Source organism: Mycobacterium ostraviense (genome assembly GCF_002705925.1).
Lineage (GTDB): Bacteria > Actinomycetota > Actinomycetes > Mycobacteriales > Mycobacteriaceae > Mycobacterium > Mycobacterium ostraviense.
Map to the genome: position 1 here is coordinate 465,799 of NZ_NKRE01000001.1, position 15,200 is coordinate 480,998.

The following is a 15,200-nucleotide window of genomic DNA, read 5'->3' on the forward strand; positions in this document are numbered from 1 at the left end:
CATGAGTCAGAACCCCAACCTCGCCGCGCTCAGCGCCGTGGGCGTATCCGTGTGGCTGGACGACCTGTCCCGCGACCGACTGAATTCGGGCAATCTGCAGGAGCTGATCGACACCAAGTGTGTCGTCGGCGTGACCACTAATCCGTCGATCTTCCAGAAGGCGCTGGCCGAAGGCGATGCCTACAACGGCCAGATCGCCGAGCTGGCCGAGCGCGGAGCTGACGTGGACGCCACGGTGCGCACCGCCACCACCGACGACGTGCGCCGGGCTTGCGACGTGTTCGCTCCGGTGTGGGAGGCTTCCGACGGACTGGACGGCCGGGTGTCGATCGAGGTCGACCCGCGGCTTGCGCACGACACCGACAAGACGATCCAGCAGGCTGTCGAGCTGTGGAAGATCGTCGACCGGCCAAACCTGTTCATCAAGATTCCGGCCACGAAGGCCGGCCTGCCCGCCATCACCGCGGTTCTGGCCGAAGGCATTTCGGTCAACGTCACGTTGATCTTCTCCGTCGAACGCTACCGTGAGGTCGTGGACGCCTACCTGGCCGGAATCGAGAAGGCACGAGAAGCCGGCCAGGACCTATCCAAGATCCACTCGGTGGCATCGTTTTTCGTGTCCAGGGTGGACACCGAAATCGACAAACGGCTGGAAAAGCTCGGATCGCAGGACGCAGTGGCATTGCGCGGGCAGGCCGGGGTGGCCAACGCCCGCCTCGCCTATGCCGCCTACCAGGAAGTCTTCGGGGGCGGAGATCGTTTCCGAGCCCTCAAGACCCACGGCGCCCGCGTACAACGCCCCCTGTGGGCTTCGACCGGCGTCAAGAACCCCGACTACGCCGACACTCTCTATGTCACCGAGTTGGCGGCCCCCGACACAGTGAACACCATGCCGGAACCGACGCTGGACGCCGTCGCCGATCATGGCGTGATCAAAGGAGATACCGTCAGCGGCACCGCATCCGACGCGCAGCAGGTATTCGACAAACTTCAGGCGGCCGGCGTCGACCTTGACGATGTGTTCGTCGTACTGGAGGACGAAGGCGTGGCGAAGTTCGAGGCGGCGTGGACCGAGCTGCTCAAAGAGACTCAGGCGCAGCTCGACTCCGTAACCAAATGAGCGCAGCTCGCAACTCCGCCGCCACGCAGTGGCACAACCCGCTGCGCGACAAGCTGGACAAGCGGCTGCCCAGAATCGCGGGTTCGTGCGGCATGGTGATTTTCGGCGTCACCGGCGACCTGGCCCGCAAGAAGGTGATGCCGGCCATCTACGACCTGGCCAACCGGGGGCTGCTACCGCCCACGTTCGCCCTGGTGGGATTCGCCCGCAGAGACTGGGACACTCAAGATTTCGGCCAGGTGGTCTACCAGGCGGTCAAAGAACACTGCCGGACCCCGTTCCGGCAGGAGAACTGGGATCGGCTGGCCGAGGGGTTTCGTTTCGTACCAGGCTCTTTCGATGACGAGCAGGCGTTCGCACGGCTCGCCGAGACGCTGGACAAACTCGACGCCGAGCGTGGCACCGGCGGCAATCACGCCTTCTACCTGGCCATCCCGCCCAAGGCATTCCCGGTGGTCTCCGAGCAGCTGCACAAGTCGGGACTGGCCCGTCCGCAGAGCGGCCGCTGGAGCCGGGTCGTCATCGAGAAACCGTTCGGCCATGACCTGGACAGTGCCCGTGAGCTGAACCGGGCGGTCAACGCGGTCTTTCCGGAGGAGTCGGTCTTCCGCATCGACCACTACCTGGGCAAAGAGACGGTGCAGAACATTCTGGCGCTGCGGTTCGCCAATCAATTCTGGGATCCGATCTGGAATGCGCACTATGTCGACCATGTGCAGATCACCATGGCCGAAGACATCGGCCTGGGCGGTCGGGCCGGCTACTACGACGGTATCGGTGCGGCCCGTGACGTCATCCAGAACCACCTGATGCAGCTGCTGGCATTGACCGCGATGGAAGAGCCGGTCAGCTTCAAACCGTCTGCGTTGCAGGCGGAAAAAATCAAGGTGCTCTCGGCAACTCGGCTTGCCGAGCCGCTCGACGAGACCAGCAGCCGTGGGCAATACACGGCCGGCTGGCAGGGCGGGGAAAAAGTGGTGGGTCTGCTCGACGAGGAAGGTTTCGCCGAGGACTCCACCACCGAGACGTTCGCCGCGATCACTCTGGAGGTCGACACCCGCCGCTGGGCCGGTGTGCCCTTCTATCTACGCACCGGAAAGCGGCTGGGCCGCAGGGTGACTGAGATCGCGCTGGTCTTCAAGCGGGCGCCGCATCTACCGTTCGACGCCACCATGACCGACGAGCTCGGAGCCAACGCCTTGGTCATCCGGGTGCAACCGGATGAAGGGATGACCCTGCGGTTCGGATCCAAGGTCCCGGGCAGTGCGATGGAAGTCCGCGACGTCAACATGGACTTCTCCTACGGCTCGGCGTTCGCCGAAGACTCGCCGGAAGCCTACGAGCGGCTCATCCTCGACGTACTCCTCGGCGAACCGTCGCTGTTTCCCGTCAATGCGGAGGTCGAGTTGGCTTGGGAAATACTGGATCCCGTCCTGGATTACTGGGCGGCGCACGGCAAACCCGACCCCTACGAGGCCGGCACGTGGGGCCCGGATTCGGCCTTCCAGATGCTGCACCGCACCGGCCGGGAGTGGCGGCGCCCGTGATCCGCGCCGGCGACGATGCACTGCGAAGCGATGAAAAGGAGCGGCGCACATGATCCGCGCCGGCGACGATGCACTGCGAAGCAGTGAGAAGGAGCGGCGCACATGATCGTCGATCTGCCCGAAACCACCACCACCGCAGTCAATAAGAAGCTCGACGAGCTACGCGCAAGGATCGGCGCTGTCACGATGGGCCGGGTCCTGACGCTGATCATCGCCCCGGACAGTGAGGCGATGTTCGAAGAATCCATCGAAGCCGCCAACTCCGCCAGCCATGAACATCCCAGCCGGATCATCGTGGTGATGCGAGGTGACCCGTACGCCGAGAAACCGCGCCTGGACGCCCAACTGCGGGTGGGCGCCGACGCCGGCGCCGGGGAGGTCGTGGTGCTGCGACTGTCCGGCCCCCTCTCCGGCCACGCCCACAGCGTCGTGATCCCTTTCCTGCTGCCCGACATCCCGGTAGTGGTCTGGTGGCCCGACATCGCTCCGGCGGTACCTGCCCAGGATCCCTTGGGCAAGTTGGCGATTCGCCGCATCATGGACGCCACCAATGGCGTCGACCCGCTGTCGGCGATCAAGAGCCGGCTACCCGGATACACCGCCGGCGACACCGATTTGGCCTGGAGCCGCATCACCTATTGGCGGGCATTGCTGACCTCTGCCGTCGACCAGCCGCCCCACGAACCGATCGAGTCGGCGCTCGTCTCGGGCTTGAAGACCGAGCCGGCGCTCGACATCCTGGCTGGCTGGCTGGCCAGCCGGATCGACGGTCCGGTCCGCCGTGCGGTCGGCAAACTCCAAGTCGAGCTGGTGCGCAAGAGCGAGACCATCGTGTTGAGCCGACCGCAGGAAGGAACGACCGCCACCCTGAGCCGAACGGCCAGGCCCGATGCCCGGCTTCCGTTGGCGCGCAGGGTAACCGGGGAATGCCTGGCCGAAGATCTGCGCCGGCTGGACCCCGATGAAATCTACTTTGCGGCATTGGAAGGCATCAAGAAGGTGCAGTACGTATGAACCTTGACGTCCAAACCTTTCCTGATAGCGAGAATCTGGTCGAGGCGGCCGGCCAGCGACTGATCCAGGCCATCGACAACGCCGTGGCGGCCAGGGGGCAGGCACTGATCGTGCTGACCGGCGGCGGCAACGGCATCGCGTTGCTGCGCTATCTCGGTGCGTCCGGGCCGCGGATCGACTGGTCGAAGATTCATCTGTTCTGGGGCGACGAGCGCTACGTCTCCGAGGAGGACGACGAGCGCAACGACAAGCAGGCGCGTGCGGCGTTGCTCGATCACGTCGACATCCCACCGGGCCAGGTGCACCCGATGGCCGCCAGTGACGGTGAGTTCGGCACCGACCTGGACGCCGCGGCACTGGCCTACGAACAGGTGCTGGCGGCCAATGCCGCACTGGGTGAGCGGGCACCGAATTTCGACGTCCACCTGTTGGGAATGGGGCCCGAAGGCCACGTCAACTCGTTGTTCCCGCACACTGCGGCCGTGCGTGAGACTACCCGTCTGGTGGTTCCCGTCGAAGACTCGCCCAAACCCCCGCCCCAACGAATCACCTTGACGCTACCGGCGATACAGCGCTCCCGCGAAGTGTGGCTGATCGTTTCCGGCCGGGCCAAGGCCGAGGCCGTGGCAGCTGCCATCGGCGGCGCGGACCCGGTTGCGGTGCCGGCGGCCGGGGCGGTCGGGCGGGAGAGCACACTGTGGCTGCTCGACGAGGAGGCCGCGGCCAAGCTCGGCTGACAACGCGGTCCGCAGACTCCGAGCCGTGTCGCCTTCAAATGGCGCGATAATGACCATCATGGCAGACAGAAGCGTGCGCAGCGGGCCGGAGCGCAGCCGGATCAAGACCCTCACCCAGGCGGCGCTGAACGCCGACAAGACGGTGGAGCAGGTCGAGGACGTCCTCGAAGGACTGGACAAGACGATGAAGGAGCTGAACAGTTCACTGACGGCTCTCAACACTACGGTGGAGCGGCTGGAGGGTGGCCTGGACCACCTGGAGGGCACATTATCCAGCCTGGACGATCTGGCCAAGCGGCTCATCGTGCTGGTCGAGCCGATCGAAGCCATCGTCGACCGGATCGACTACATCGTGAGCCTGGGCGAGACCGTGATGTCGCCGCTGTCGGTCACCGAGCACGCTGTCCGCGGCGTGTTGGACCGCCTACGCAACCGCGCGGTGCGTTAACCGCGTGCGCGGCGGAAGCCCGCCGTCAATTCGCGTTGGGCGTGCCCGATACACCCCTACCAGCATTTCTTAGTGCTTTTTTTGCATATGTTCATATTTGTCTCCTACTACCGAAGACCGATTTACACTGCGGCGATGGCAGGTGTACTCGTAGCCCCGGAAATCTTGACCGCAACGGCAGCGGATTTGGCGGGGATCGGTTCGACACTTGAAGCGGCCAATAGGGCCGCAGCGGCCTCGACATCGCGCGTGCTCGCCGCCGGTGCCGATGAGGTCTCCGAAGCCATTGCCGACCTGCTCTCTGGCTATGCCCGCCAGTACCAGGCGCTGAGCACCAGCATGGCGGGATTTCATCAACAATTCGTGCAGACCTTAGCCTCCGGTGGAGGCTCCTACGCGGCCGCCGAGACCACCAACGCAGCCCCGCTGCAGACCCTCGAGCAGCAGGTGCTCGCCGTAATCAACGCGCCCACCCAGACCCTGCTGGGGCGCCCGCTGATCGGCACCGGCGCAGACGGAGCGCCCGGCCGAAACGGCGGCGACGGTGGTTTGCTGTGGGGCGACGGCGGAAACGGTGGGGCCGGGACGGCGGACCACCCTACCGGCGGCAATGGCGGCAACGCCGGGCTGATCGGCAACGGCGGGAACGGCGGCGCGGGCTACAGCCCGGCTGGCGTGACCGGAGCGGCCGGCGGGGCCGGCGGTGTGGGTGGTCGCGGTGGCTGGTTGTTCGGCAACGGCGGTGCCGGCGGCAACGGCGGCGCCGGCGCTAGCGGGATTTCCGGCCCACCTCACGCCACCGCCGGTCCTGGGGGTGACGGCGGTAACGGTGGTGCCGGCGGTGCTGCCGGGCTGTGGGGCACCGGCGGTGCCGGCGGGACCGGCGGGCAAGCCGGAACCGGCGGACGGGGCTTCGTCGGGCCCGTCAACGGTGACGGCGGCAATGGCGGCGACGGCGGAAATGGCGGCCTGGGCGGGGCCGGCGGCTGGCTCTACGGGGACGGCGGCGCCGGTGGCAACGGCGGAATGGGCGGGAACGGCGGGCCTGGTGGCTTTTCTGTCGTCACTGGTCAGCCGGGCGACAGCGGCAACGGCGGCAATGGCGGCACTGGTGCTGGCGGTGGGCCCGGCGGCTGGCTCTATGGCAACGGCGGAACAGGCGGAGCCGGCGGCAACGGCGGCGCCGGTGGCCTGCCTGTCCGCACTGGCGCGGGCGGCGACGGCGGTATCGGCGGCGACGGCGCTACGGGCGGGCGTGGCGGATTCCTGACCGGCAACGGCGGATCGGGCGGAGCCGGCGGCAGCGGCGGCCACGGCAACGGTGATGGCACCGACGGCGCCGGCGGTGACGGCGGCGACGGCGGCGACGCCGTGTTCATCGGGAACGGCGGTAACGGCGGGCCCGGCGGCGCGGGCGAGCCCGACGGAAACGGCGGCGCAGGCGGCGCCGGCGGGCAACTATTCGGCGGATCCGGGAGCCCCGGATAACGGCCTAGCCCGGTTAGCCGCTATTACGTAACGCGCTGGCCAGCCCGTTCATCGTCAGCAGGATGCCGCGCTGCACCAATTCGTCGTCTTCGCCCGAGCGGTAGCGACGCAATAACTCCACCTGAAGGTGATTCAGCGGCTCCAGGTACGGGAAGCGGTTGAACACCGAACGCGCCAGGGCCGGGTTGTCGACGAGCAGATCGTCGTGGCCGGTGATGCGCTTGTACATGGTGATGGTGCGGTGATGTTCGTCGGCAATCTTGTCGAAGACCCGGCGCCGCAATGATTCGTCGGCCACGAGTTCGGCGTAGTGGGCGGCCAGGCCTAGATCGCTTTTGGCCAGCACCTGCGCCATGTTGGACAGCACGCTGCGAAAAAACGGCCACCGCTGGTAGAGATCGTGCAGAACGTCCAGCTTGTCGGCCTCGCCTTCCGGGCCCGCTGCGATCCATCGCTCGAACGCTGTGCCGGCGCCGTACCATCCGGGAAGCATCACCCGTGACTGGCTCCACGCCAGCACCCATGGAATGGCGCGCAGGTCCGCGATCGACGACGTGGGCTTGCGGGACGTCGGGCGACTACCGATGTTCAGTGACCCGATTTCGCTGACCGGTGTGGACGCCATGAAATATTCGACGAAACCCGGTGTTTCGTGGACCAATTCGGCATACGCACGCTGCGACAGTGCGGCGACCTCCTCGAGCACCGCGTAAGCCGGCGCCGCCGTGTCACCGAGACCCTCGACATCCAGCAGCGTCGATTCCAGGGTTGCGGCCAACAGGCTCTCCAGGTTGCGACGCGCCATCTGCGGCTCGGCGTACTTGGCGGCAATCACCTCGCCCTGCTCGGTAAGGCGCAACGAGCCGCTCACCGCGCCCGGCGGCTGCGCCAAGATTGCTTGATAACTCGGGCCGCCGCCGCGGCCGACCGTGCCGCCGCGACCGTGGAAGAGCCGCAATCGAATTCCCGACTTGCGAGCCGTTTCGACCAGGGCCAGCTCAGCGCGGTACACCGCCCAGTTGGCGGCCAGGTACCCGCCGTCCTTGTTGGAGTCGGAGTAGCCGAGCATCACCTCCTGCATGTCACCTCGGGCTTTGACCAGCCCGCGATACAGCGGAAGGTCCAGCGTTGCTTGCAGAATCGTCGCGCCGTTGCGCAGGTCGTCGATCGTCTCGAACAGTGGCGAGATGCCCACCGGGCAGTACGGTTGCGGTCCCGAGGCGTCCAGCAGGCCGGCCTCTTTCAGCAGGATCGCCGCCTCCAACATGTCCGACACCGACCGGCACATGGAAATGACGTAATTGGGCACCGCCTCGGCACCGTAGGTCCGGACCGCGCGGGCGGCGGCCGCGACGATGTCAAGCTCGCCACGCGCCTGATCGGATATCTGCGCCCGGCCGCCGATCAGCGGTCGCCGGGTGCTGAGCTCGCCGACCAGCAGCGCGACCCGCTCGTCTTCGGGCAGCGAACCGTAGTCCGGATGCACCCCGGCCCATGCCAGCAGCTCGCCGACGACTTCCTCGTGTACGTCGGAATTTTGCCGCAGGTCCAGGCCGCACAGGTGAAAACCGAAGACGTGCACGGCTTCTCGCAACAAGGCCAGCCGGTCGTCGGCCAACAGCGCGCTGCCGTGGGTGCGCAGCGATGCATCGATGACGTCGAGGTCGGCCCGCAGCTCGCCCGGCGTGGCGTACGGCGGCAATCCCAGGTCCAGCTGGTGTTGCGGTTGCTGGTCCAGGATCTCGGCGCCGGTGGCGCTGAGCCGGGCACGGATCACCCGCAGCGCCCGCCGGTACGGTTCGTCGTCGCGAGCATTGTCGCGGCAGCCGCCGGCCAGCGCGGTCAACTCAGTTGTGACGGTGAGCAGCCGCGACGACATCGACAGCTCCTGCTCGAGCTGGTCGAGCTCGGCCAGGTAGTGCGACAGCGCGGTGTAGGCGGCGCTGCCGGTGGCCAGCCGCACCACCTCGGCGGTCACGTTGGGGTTGCCGTCACGGTCGCCGCCGATCCAGGATCCCGGTTTCAGAATGGGCTCCGACAACAGCTCGGCGTCGGGCCACCGGTCGCGCAATGCCCCCCGCACCTCGGCGTTGACCTGCGGGACGACCTTGAAGAACGCCGACCGGTATAGCCGCAGCCCGACGGCGATCTCGTCGCTGATCTGCAGTCGCGACAGCCGGATCAGCGCGGTCTGCCACAAGGTCAGAACCTGGCGACGCAACTCCAATTCGATGCTGCGGCCGTCGTCGGTCTCGCTGTGGCCCTCGGCATGGAGCCGCATCAACTCGGTGATCCGGTGCTGGGTGATGAAGATGGTGCGCCGGCGGATCTCGGTCGGATGGGCGGTGATGACCGGGGAAACCAGCGCGCCCTTCAATGCGTCGGCGACGGTTACCGAATCCAGCTCGGCTGCTTCTAGTTTCAGGTACGTGGCGGCCAGGCTGCTGTCTTGCGGCGGCTCCCCGGCGGCGATGTGCCCGGCGCGGCGGCGTTCCCGGTGGATGTCTTCGGCGACGTTGGCCAGCAACGCGAAATGGCTGAATGCCCGAATGACCGGAAGCGCCCGGTGAATGTCGATGCCGTCGAACATGCGCGCCATCTCGGTTCGGTCGATCTCGGAACGGCGCACCCGGAAGGCTTCCACCCGTGCTCGCTCGACGAGTTCGAAGATTTCGTCGCCGTTCTGCTCGCGAACGGTGTCGCCCAGGATGGAGCCCAACAACCTGATGTCAGCGCGCATCGGCTCGGTCGCCTCGCGCCCCAGCCGGGTCCGATGGACATCGCCGATCGGTTCCAGCGCGGCATCGGATACCAGGTCGGCAGCGTTACCCATGTGTCCCAGTATCGACGACCGGCCCGCCCGGCGCCCGCTATCTGCCGGCCATTCGGTAGGCTGCCGGTCATGGAGTTGGCCCTGCAGATCACCTTGGTGATCACCAGCGTGCTGGTGGTGTTGCTGGTGCTGCTGCACCGCGCGAAAGGTGGCGGCCTGTCGACCCTGTTCGGCGGCGGGGTGCAGTCCAGCCTGTCCGGGTCGACCGTTGTCGAGAAGAACCTGGACCGGTTGACGCTGTTCATCACCGGGATCTGGGTGGTGTGCATCGTCGGCGTGGGTTTGTTGATCAAGTACCGCTGACGCGCCCGCGCAGCCCAGCGCCACGACGGGTCGTCATGGTAGCTTTCGCCCTTGTGTTCGTCCCCATCCTCGTAGCGCGCGCCGCCGTCTGAGCTGGTGCGGTTCACCCATCCGTCGGGGCATGGGCCCGGCCACGACGTTGCCGCCGGGGTCCCGGGCCCGCTGGCCCGGTCGGAACACGACCTGGTTCGCGGGACCGGCAAGTACGTCGATGCCCTGCGGTTCGACGGCGAGGCGCACGGTTGCCTGGTGCGCTCACCGCTGCCGCACGCCCGCATTCGGCGCATCGACAGCTCGCGGGCGGCGAGCGCGCCGGGAGTTCTGACCGTCCTCACGGGCCACGACATCGCGGCCACGATCCGTCCGCTGGGCTGCGTGATCGGTTTGCGCTCCGATGACGGCACACCTCGTGTCGATGCCGACCGCGCCGTATTGGCCGTGGACCGGGTGCGCCACGTCGGTGACGGTGTCGCCTTCGTCGTCGCCGAAACCGCAAACCAGGCCGCCACCGCCGCCGCCTTGGTCGACGTCGGCTATGAGCCGCTGCCCTACCGATCCGACGCCGACTCACCCGAGCTGGAGGTGCCCATCTGGGCCGATGCACCCGACGACGTGTGCTTCACCTGGCGATTCGGCGACGCACCGGCGTGCCGGGCCCTGTTCGCTTCGGCCCATCACGTGGTGCGAATCACGCTGGCGTCACCGCGGCTTGTTCCCTACCCCATCGAACCGCGCGCGGCCGTCGGTATTTACGACGAACAGACCGATGCCATGACGTTGCTGGCCAATACCCAAGGGGTGCATTTCGTCCGCAACGTGCTGGCCCGGGCCTTCGACCGGGACCCGCGGCGGCTGCGGGTGCTGACGCCCGCCGTTGGTGGCGGGTTCGGCGCAAAGATCTACGCCTATCCGGAGCACGCCCTGGTGCTGGAGAGCGCCCGCCGGCTGCGGCGACCGGTCCGCTGGACGGCCACCCGTTCGGAGTCCTTCCTGTCCGATACCCAAGGCCGCGGGCACATCACCGACGCGGCGATCGCCCTGGACAAGGACGGCCGCTTTCTGGCGTTGTCGGTCCGGCCTACCGTCGACTTGGGCGCCTACCTGTCGCAGCTCGCGCCGCTGACCGCGACCGGGGTCGGCGCGCCAGTACAGGCCGGCGCCTACCGCTTCCAAGCCGTCGAAATCAACGTACGAGCCATGTTCACCAACAACGTGCCGGTCGACGCTTTTCGCGGAGCGGGCCGCCCGGAGGCGAACTACGTGCTGGAACGACTGATCGACCGGGCCGCCCGCGAGCTGGGTTTCGATCCGGCCCTGCTGCGAGCCCGCAATCTGCCCGCCACTCAGACCCGGCCCCTGACCGCGGCCACCGGGCTGGTCATCGACGGCGGCCGCTTTCTGGACAATCAGATTCGGTGTCTGGACGTGGCCGACCGTGCCGGGTTCGAAGCGCGACGGCGAGAATCGGCGGCGCGTGGACGCTTGCGCGGATTCGGTTTTGCCAACTATCTCGAAGCCAACGGCGGCCTGCAGGTCGCCGAGGCCATGAGCGCCGGCGCCTTTCCCGTCGAGTGCGCCACCCTGACGTTTTCCGGTGACGGCTGCCTGGACATCGTCGTCGGAACTCAATCAAGCGGACAGGACCATGCCGTTCCGCTTCAGCGGCTGGCTGCCGAGCGGCTCGGTATGGATCCGCGGCACATCACCGTGCGCGAGGGCGACAGTTCGGTGGCGCCGCTGGGGGCGGGTACCGGCGGATCCAAGTCGCTGCTGACCTCGACCGCTGCACTGGACCAGGCTTTGTCCGACGCGGTGCAGCGCGGCAAGCAGGTACTCGCGGACAAGTGGGGCGTGGATGCCGAAGCGGTGAGCTTTGCCGACGGCAGGTTTCTTGCCGATGCCGGTGCGGGCGAATGGTTTTCGTCCTCGATCGGCGAGGTGGCCACGCACTGGCCGGGAGCATTGGACGGTCAGTCCGAGGTCAGCTTGCGCAACGGCAGCTTCGCCAACGGCTGCCATGCCTGCGAACTTGAGATCGACCCGGAAACCGGTTGCGTCACGGTGCTGCGCTACGTCGCGGTCGACGATTTCGGCCGGGTGATCAACGAAGGCGCGGTGCGTGGCCAGGTACAGGGCGCAGTGGCGCACGGTATCGCCCAGGCGCTCCTGGAGCGTGCACCCGGCTGCGAGGAACTGATGCGCATCGCCGCCGGCGGCGCCGCGGCGTACACTCCCCCGACTGCATGCGAGATACCCGACGTCGAATGGGTCGACAATGGTCTGCCGTCGACGACCAATGTGTTGGGGGCCAAGGGATGTGGCGAATCCGGTACCGCAGCAGCTCCCCCCGCTGTGATGAACGCCGTCGCCGATGCGCTCCGGGACTATCCGGCTGCGGCCGGCATCCAGATGCCCGCCCGCCCCGCTGTCATCTGGAAGGCCATCCATGAAGAACGTTGAGCCCGCTGGCACGGTCAGGTTCACGGTCAACGGTGCTCCTGCCGAAGTGAACGTGGCCGCACACGAGCGTCTGGTCGACGTGCTGCGTGGTCCGCTCGAACTCACCGGTGCCGCAATCGGATGTGATACGGCCGTGTGCGGCGCTTGTACCGTGCTGCTGGACGGCCGCACGGTGAAGTCCTGCACCGTTCTTGCGGTGCAGGCCGCGGACACCGACGTCGTCACCGTCGAAGGATTGGCCACGCCGGATTCCCTACACGTGCTGCAGGCAGCATTCCTCCGCCACGGCGCCGTGCAATGCGGCTACTGCACCGCTGGCATGCTGGTGGCCGCAGTCGACCTGCTGACCCGCTACGGCGCGTCACTGGATGAGGCCATCATCCGCGACGGCATCTGCGGAAACCTGTGCCGCTGCACCGGATACCGCAGCATTGTCTCCGCTATCGCCGAGGCCGCCGCGGAGATGGCCGCCGACGACGGGTCGGCGCGTTGAGCACCCGCGGCTATCACCGTCCCACCACCGTCGGTGAGGCAGTCCGGATGCTCAGCTCCGTCGGCGCCGTGGTGCTGGCGGGCGGACAAACCCTGGTTCCGGCGTTGACCAGGACACCAGGCAGGTCGGTGACGCTGGTGGACCTCGGCGCGGTCGCGGGGTTGCGCGACATCATCGCCGGTGGCGCCGAGGTCCGTATCGGCGCAATGGCGACCCATACCCAGGTTGCTACCGATGCCCTTGTCCGGCAAGCAATTCCATCACTGGCGCTGCTGGCTTCCCAAATCGCAGATCCGCAGGTGCGCAACCGTGCGACCATCGGCGGGTCACTGGCATACAACGATCCGGCCGGCGACTACCCGGCTGCCTGCGTCGGATTGGGCGCCACGGTGATCACCGACCGGCGCCGCATCCCGGCCGAAGAATTTTTCACCGGCGCTTTCAGCACCGCTTTGGCGGAATCGGAAGTCATTGTCTCACTGGCCTTTCCGAAGCCCCCAGAACTGCTACGGGCGGCGTATGTGCGGCTGCCCGATCGGGCCGCTCGCAGTGCGTTGGTCGGGGTGACGGTGGCCGAGACGCAATCCGCATTCCGGGTCGCGATCAGCGGTCTGGCATCGGGTCCGACACGGTGGCCCGATGCCGAAGCGGCGCTGGCAAAGCGACCGCATCCCGACGCGTTGCGAGACATCGCGGGCCCGCCAGCTGGTACCGACCCTTATCGGGCGCACGTGGCACGGACCCTGACCATTCGGGCGGTGCGGTCGTTGACCACATGACCTCGCGATCGACCTATCGCAGAGCGAGTGCGCTCTGATCAAGGCGGGCCAGTCGATGCGCTACGTCGTCGATCAGCGTGGCCGCATCATATCCGCCGTCGACCGCCACACTGATCGCCGTGATCGCGTCCACTACGTCCTCCAATTCCATGGCGGCCGGGATGGCCTGTGCCGCAAGTGCACTGACCGGTGGTGGTTCCAGCACGGCGGCCTCCGCGCCGGCACGCACCTGGTGGGCCAGCCGATACGCCTCATCGCGGGTCGGTTGCCAGCGGCGGCGCCGACCGGCCGGCTTGACCGCCTCGGTGAGATAACGGCGGGCCGCCGCCAGCGCCGACGAGAACCGGGCGGATCCGGGTAACCGCCTGGCCCCCGGCCACAGCAGATAACCGAACACCACGGCGACCGCGGCACCGATCAGAGTGTCTACCAGTCGGATGGCGGGTGCGTTCGGATCGGCCTGACCGATCGACTGCGACAACAGCGCCGCGCTGGTGATTCCGACGACGCTGAGGCCATACAGCTTCGGCGCCGAGAGTACGACGAAGCCCAGCGCCAGCGCAGTCGCCGCCACCACCGGCAAGCCACAGGGCCACACCGCCAGAAAAGCCGTCGTCAGCAACGCGCCGATCAACGTGCCGAAGATCCGGTTTACCGTGCGCACGAACACCGACGCGTACTCCGGCCGCACGATGACCGCTGTAGTCAAGGGCAGCCAGAACGAGTGGGTGCGTTCATGCATCGCGACGGTGATGCCGGTCGCGACCGCCAGGCATAGCCCAATCCGCACCCCGTTGGCGACGGTGTCGCGCGAGCAGGCCGCTCGAACCGATGCCCACGACCGGCCGGTCGCCGGCACCGCCGCGCCCGGGCGCACCGGGGCGGGGCGCAGCGCATCAGCCAGCGCCAGCAGCCCCGGGTCGTCGCGCTCCGGCAGTATCACCGAGACCGGATCGCCGGCCCGAACCTGCTTGCCGGCCTGACGAATCGCCTCGATCACCGGGTCCGGCACCGGTGTGCCACGCGCATACAAGGCGGCGGCCGCCAGCGCCACCAAATCGGCTTGCCGGTGCTCCCGAGTGGAACGCGCAATGGCCGATGCGGCCGCCAGCCGCGCCCGCGCCGCACCGGCGTCCTCGGCGCCAATGGCTGCACACAAGTCCGCGGCCGCGTCGAACACCCCCGCCACGGCGCGACGTTCCTGTGCACCGCGCTGGAATACCCAGGCCGCCAATAACGCCACGGTGGCCACCGCGCTGCCGGCCAGATACCACAGCACCTGCTGCCACCACGGCAGCGATGACCCGCCGAACTGACCGAACGCTACTCCGACCGTCAACATCATCCCGAATGCCGTTGCACTGGCGCCGATCCCACCGACCAATCCGGAAATAGTGCCGGCGATCGCCGCCATCAGCACCAGCCCGGCAGCCGAATCCGGTGCCAGCGCACCGGCGCCGATACCGAGCGCTCCCCCACATGCCTGGGCCATCATCGCGCGCCAGCGGGCACGATAGGACCCGGTAGCCAGGAATCCGACCGCGCATGCCGCCCCAAGGAAGGCCACTCCCGCGACTTGGAGATCTCCGACGAGCACTCCGACTCCGCCGATCGACGCCGCGGTGGCCATCGCCCACACCGCCGGCCCGACAACCCAGGGCGCCTTGGCCGGCCGCAGTGCCGCGATAACGCTGCGTCCAAGCGCCGCAATATGATTCATCAGCGGACCGCGCTAAGGCCGTCACGGCGGCAGGGCGTGGATTCGCGGCCCACAACGATCCTTACCTGGCTGTTGATGATTCTTGCCATTCTTGCCATTCTTGCCTCAGCAAGTATGCAGCCACCCCGCCGTCACCGGAGCCGTCAACGGATCTGTTGCGGGATCGACCGTCACGCTGGCCTATCCGACAACGCATCGTCACAATCGAAATGGAAAGCACGATAGAGAATCCGCCGCTTAGGATTTCGATAACGGGCC

At 67.4% G+C, this 15,200-nt stretch carries 12 protein-coding genes; 10 read left to right on the forward strand and 2 right to left on the reverse strand.

From position 1 onward, the window contains the following. Position 1: 1 nt before the first annotated feature. The 6 genes from tal (at position 2) to CDN38_RS01960 (ending at position 6,354) form a co-directional block, all read left to right on the forward strand. Positions 2-1,120 carry a transaldolase gene (gene tal / locus CDN38_RS01935; RefSeq protein WP_023373279.1) on the forward strand — a complete coding sequence of 373 codons (1,119 nt, stop codon included), beginning with the start codon at positions 2-4 and terminating at the stop codon, positions 1,118-1,120. Continuing rightward, complete coding sequence (gene zwf, locus CDN38_RS01940) at positions 1,117-2,667, forward strand: glucose-6-phosphate dehydrogenase (protein ID WP_023373277.1); 1,551 nt, start codon at positions 1,117-1,119, stop codon at positions 2,665-2,667. Before tal ends, zwf begins: the two co-directional genes overlap by 4 nt. Positions 2,668-2,769: 102 nt before the next feature. Beyond that, a complete protein-coding gene (opcA, locus tag CDN38_RS01945) occupies positions 2,770-3,681 on the forward strand; it encodes a glucose-6-phosphate dehydrogenase assembly protein OpcA (protein ID WP_023373275.1) in 912 nt (303 codons plus the stop codon). Continuing rightward, the gene (gene pgl, locus CDN38_RS01950; protein ID WP_023373273.1) at positions 3,678-4,418 is read left to right on the forward strand and encodes a 6-phosphogluconolactonase; all 741 of its coding nucleotides are present in this window, start codon (positions 3,678-3,680) and stop codon (positions 4,416-4,418) included. Before opcA ends, pgl begins: the two co-directional genes overlap by 4 nt. A 49-nt stretch (positions 4,419-4,467) precedes the next feature. Then, the gene (locus tag CDN38_RS01955; RefSeq protein WP_023373271.1) at positions 4,468-4,866 is read left to right on the forward strand and encodes a hypothetical protein; all 399 of its coding nucleotides are present in this window, start codon (positions 4,468-4,470) and stop codon (positions 4,864-4,866) included. Between the two features lie 135 nt (positions 4,867-5,001). Next, the gene (locus tag CDN38_RS01960) at positions 5,002-6,354 is read left to right on the forward strand and encodes a PE family protein (RefSeq protein WP_036391476.1); all 1,353 of its coding nucleotides are present in this window, start codon (positions 5,002-5,004) and stop codon (positions 6,352-6,354) included. A 13-nt stretch (positions 6,355-6,367) separates the two neighbouring features. On the opposite strand, the gene ppc is transcribed toward CDN38_RS01960, so the two are convergent. After that, complete coding sequence (gene ppc, locus CDN38_RS01965; protein WP_023373267.1) at positions 6,368-9,187, reverse strand: phosphoenolpyruvate carboxylase; 2,820 nt, start codon at positions 9,185-9,187, stop codon at positions 6,368-6,370. 69 nt (positions 9,188-9,256) lie between these two features. On the opposite strand from ppc, the gene secG reads away from it, so the two are divergent. The 4 genes from secG to CDN38_RS01985 all read left to right on the forward strand — a co-directional run bounded on the left by secG (position 9,257) and on the right by CDN38_RS01985 (position 13,222). Further along, positions 9,257-9,490 (forward strand): preprotein translocase subunit SecG, encoded by a 234-nt coding sequence (secG, locus tag CDN38_RS01970; RefSeq protein ID WP_036391473.1) that lies wholly within the window; start codon positions 9,257-9,259, stop codon positions 9,488-9,490. Between the two features lie 96 nt (positions 9,491-9,586). Then, on the forward strand, positions 9,587-11,950 hold the full coding sequence (locus tag CDN38_RS01975; RefSeq protein WP_023373263.1) for a xanthine dehydrogenase family protein molybdopterin-binding subunit: 2,364 nt from the start codon (positions 9,587-9,589) through the stop codon (positions 11,948-11,950). After that, positions 11,937-12,443 (forward strand): (2Fe-2S)-binding protein, encoded by a 507-nt coding sequence (locus CDN38_RS01980; RefSeq protein ID WP_023373261.1) that lies wholly within the window; start codon positions 11,937-11,939, stop codon positions 12,441-12,443. Before CDN38_RS01975 ends, CDN38_RS01980 begins: the two co-directional genes overlap by 14 nt. Then, entirely contained in the window at positions 12,440-13,222 is a 783-nt protein-coding gene (locus CDN38_RS01985; protein WP_023373259.1) for an FAD binding domain-containing protein, read from the forward strand. Before CDN38_RS01980 ends, CDN38_RS01985 begins: the two co-directional genes overlap by 4 nt. Before the next feature lie 13 nt (positions 13,223-13,235). On the opposite strand, the gene CDN38_RS30255 is transcribed toward CDN38_RS01985, so the two are convergent. Continuing rightward, positions 13,236-14,942: an FUSC family protein gene (locus tag CDN38_RS30255; protein WP_023373257.1), complete on the reverse strand. Its 1,707-nt coding sequence runs from the start codon at positions 14,940-14,942 to the stop codon at positions 13,236-13,238. Positions 14,943-15,200: the final 258 nt, after the last annotated feature.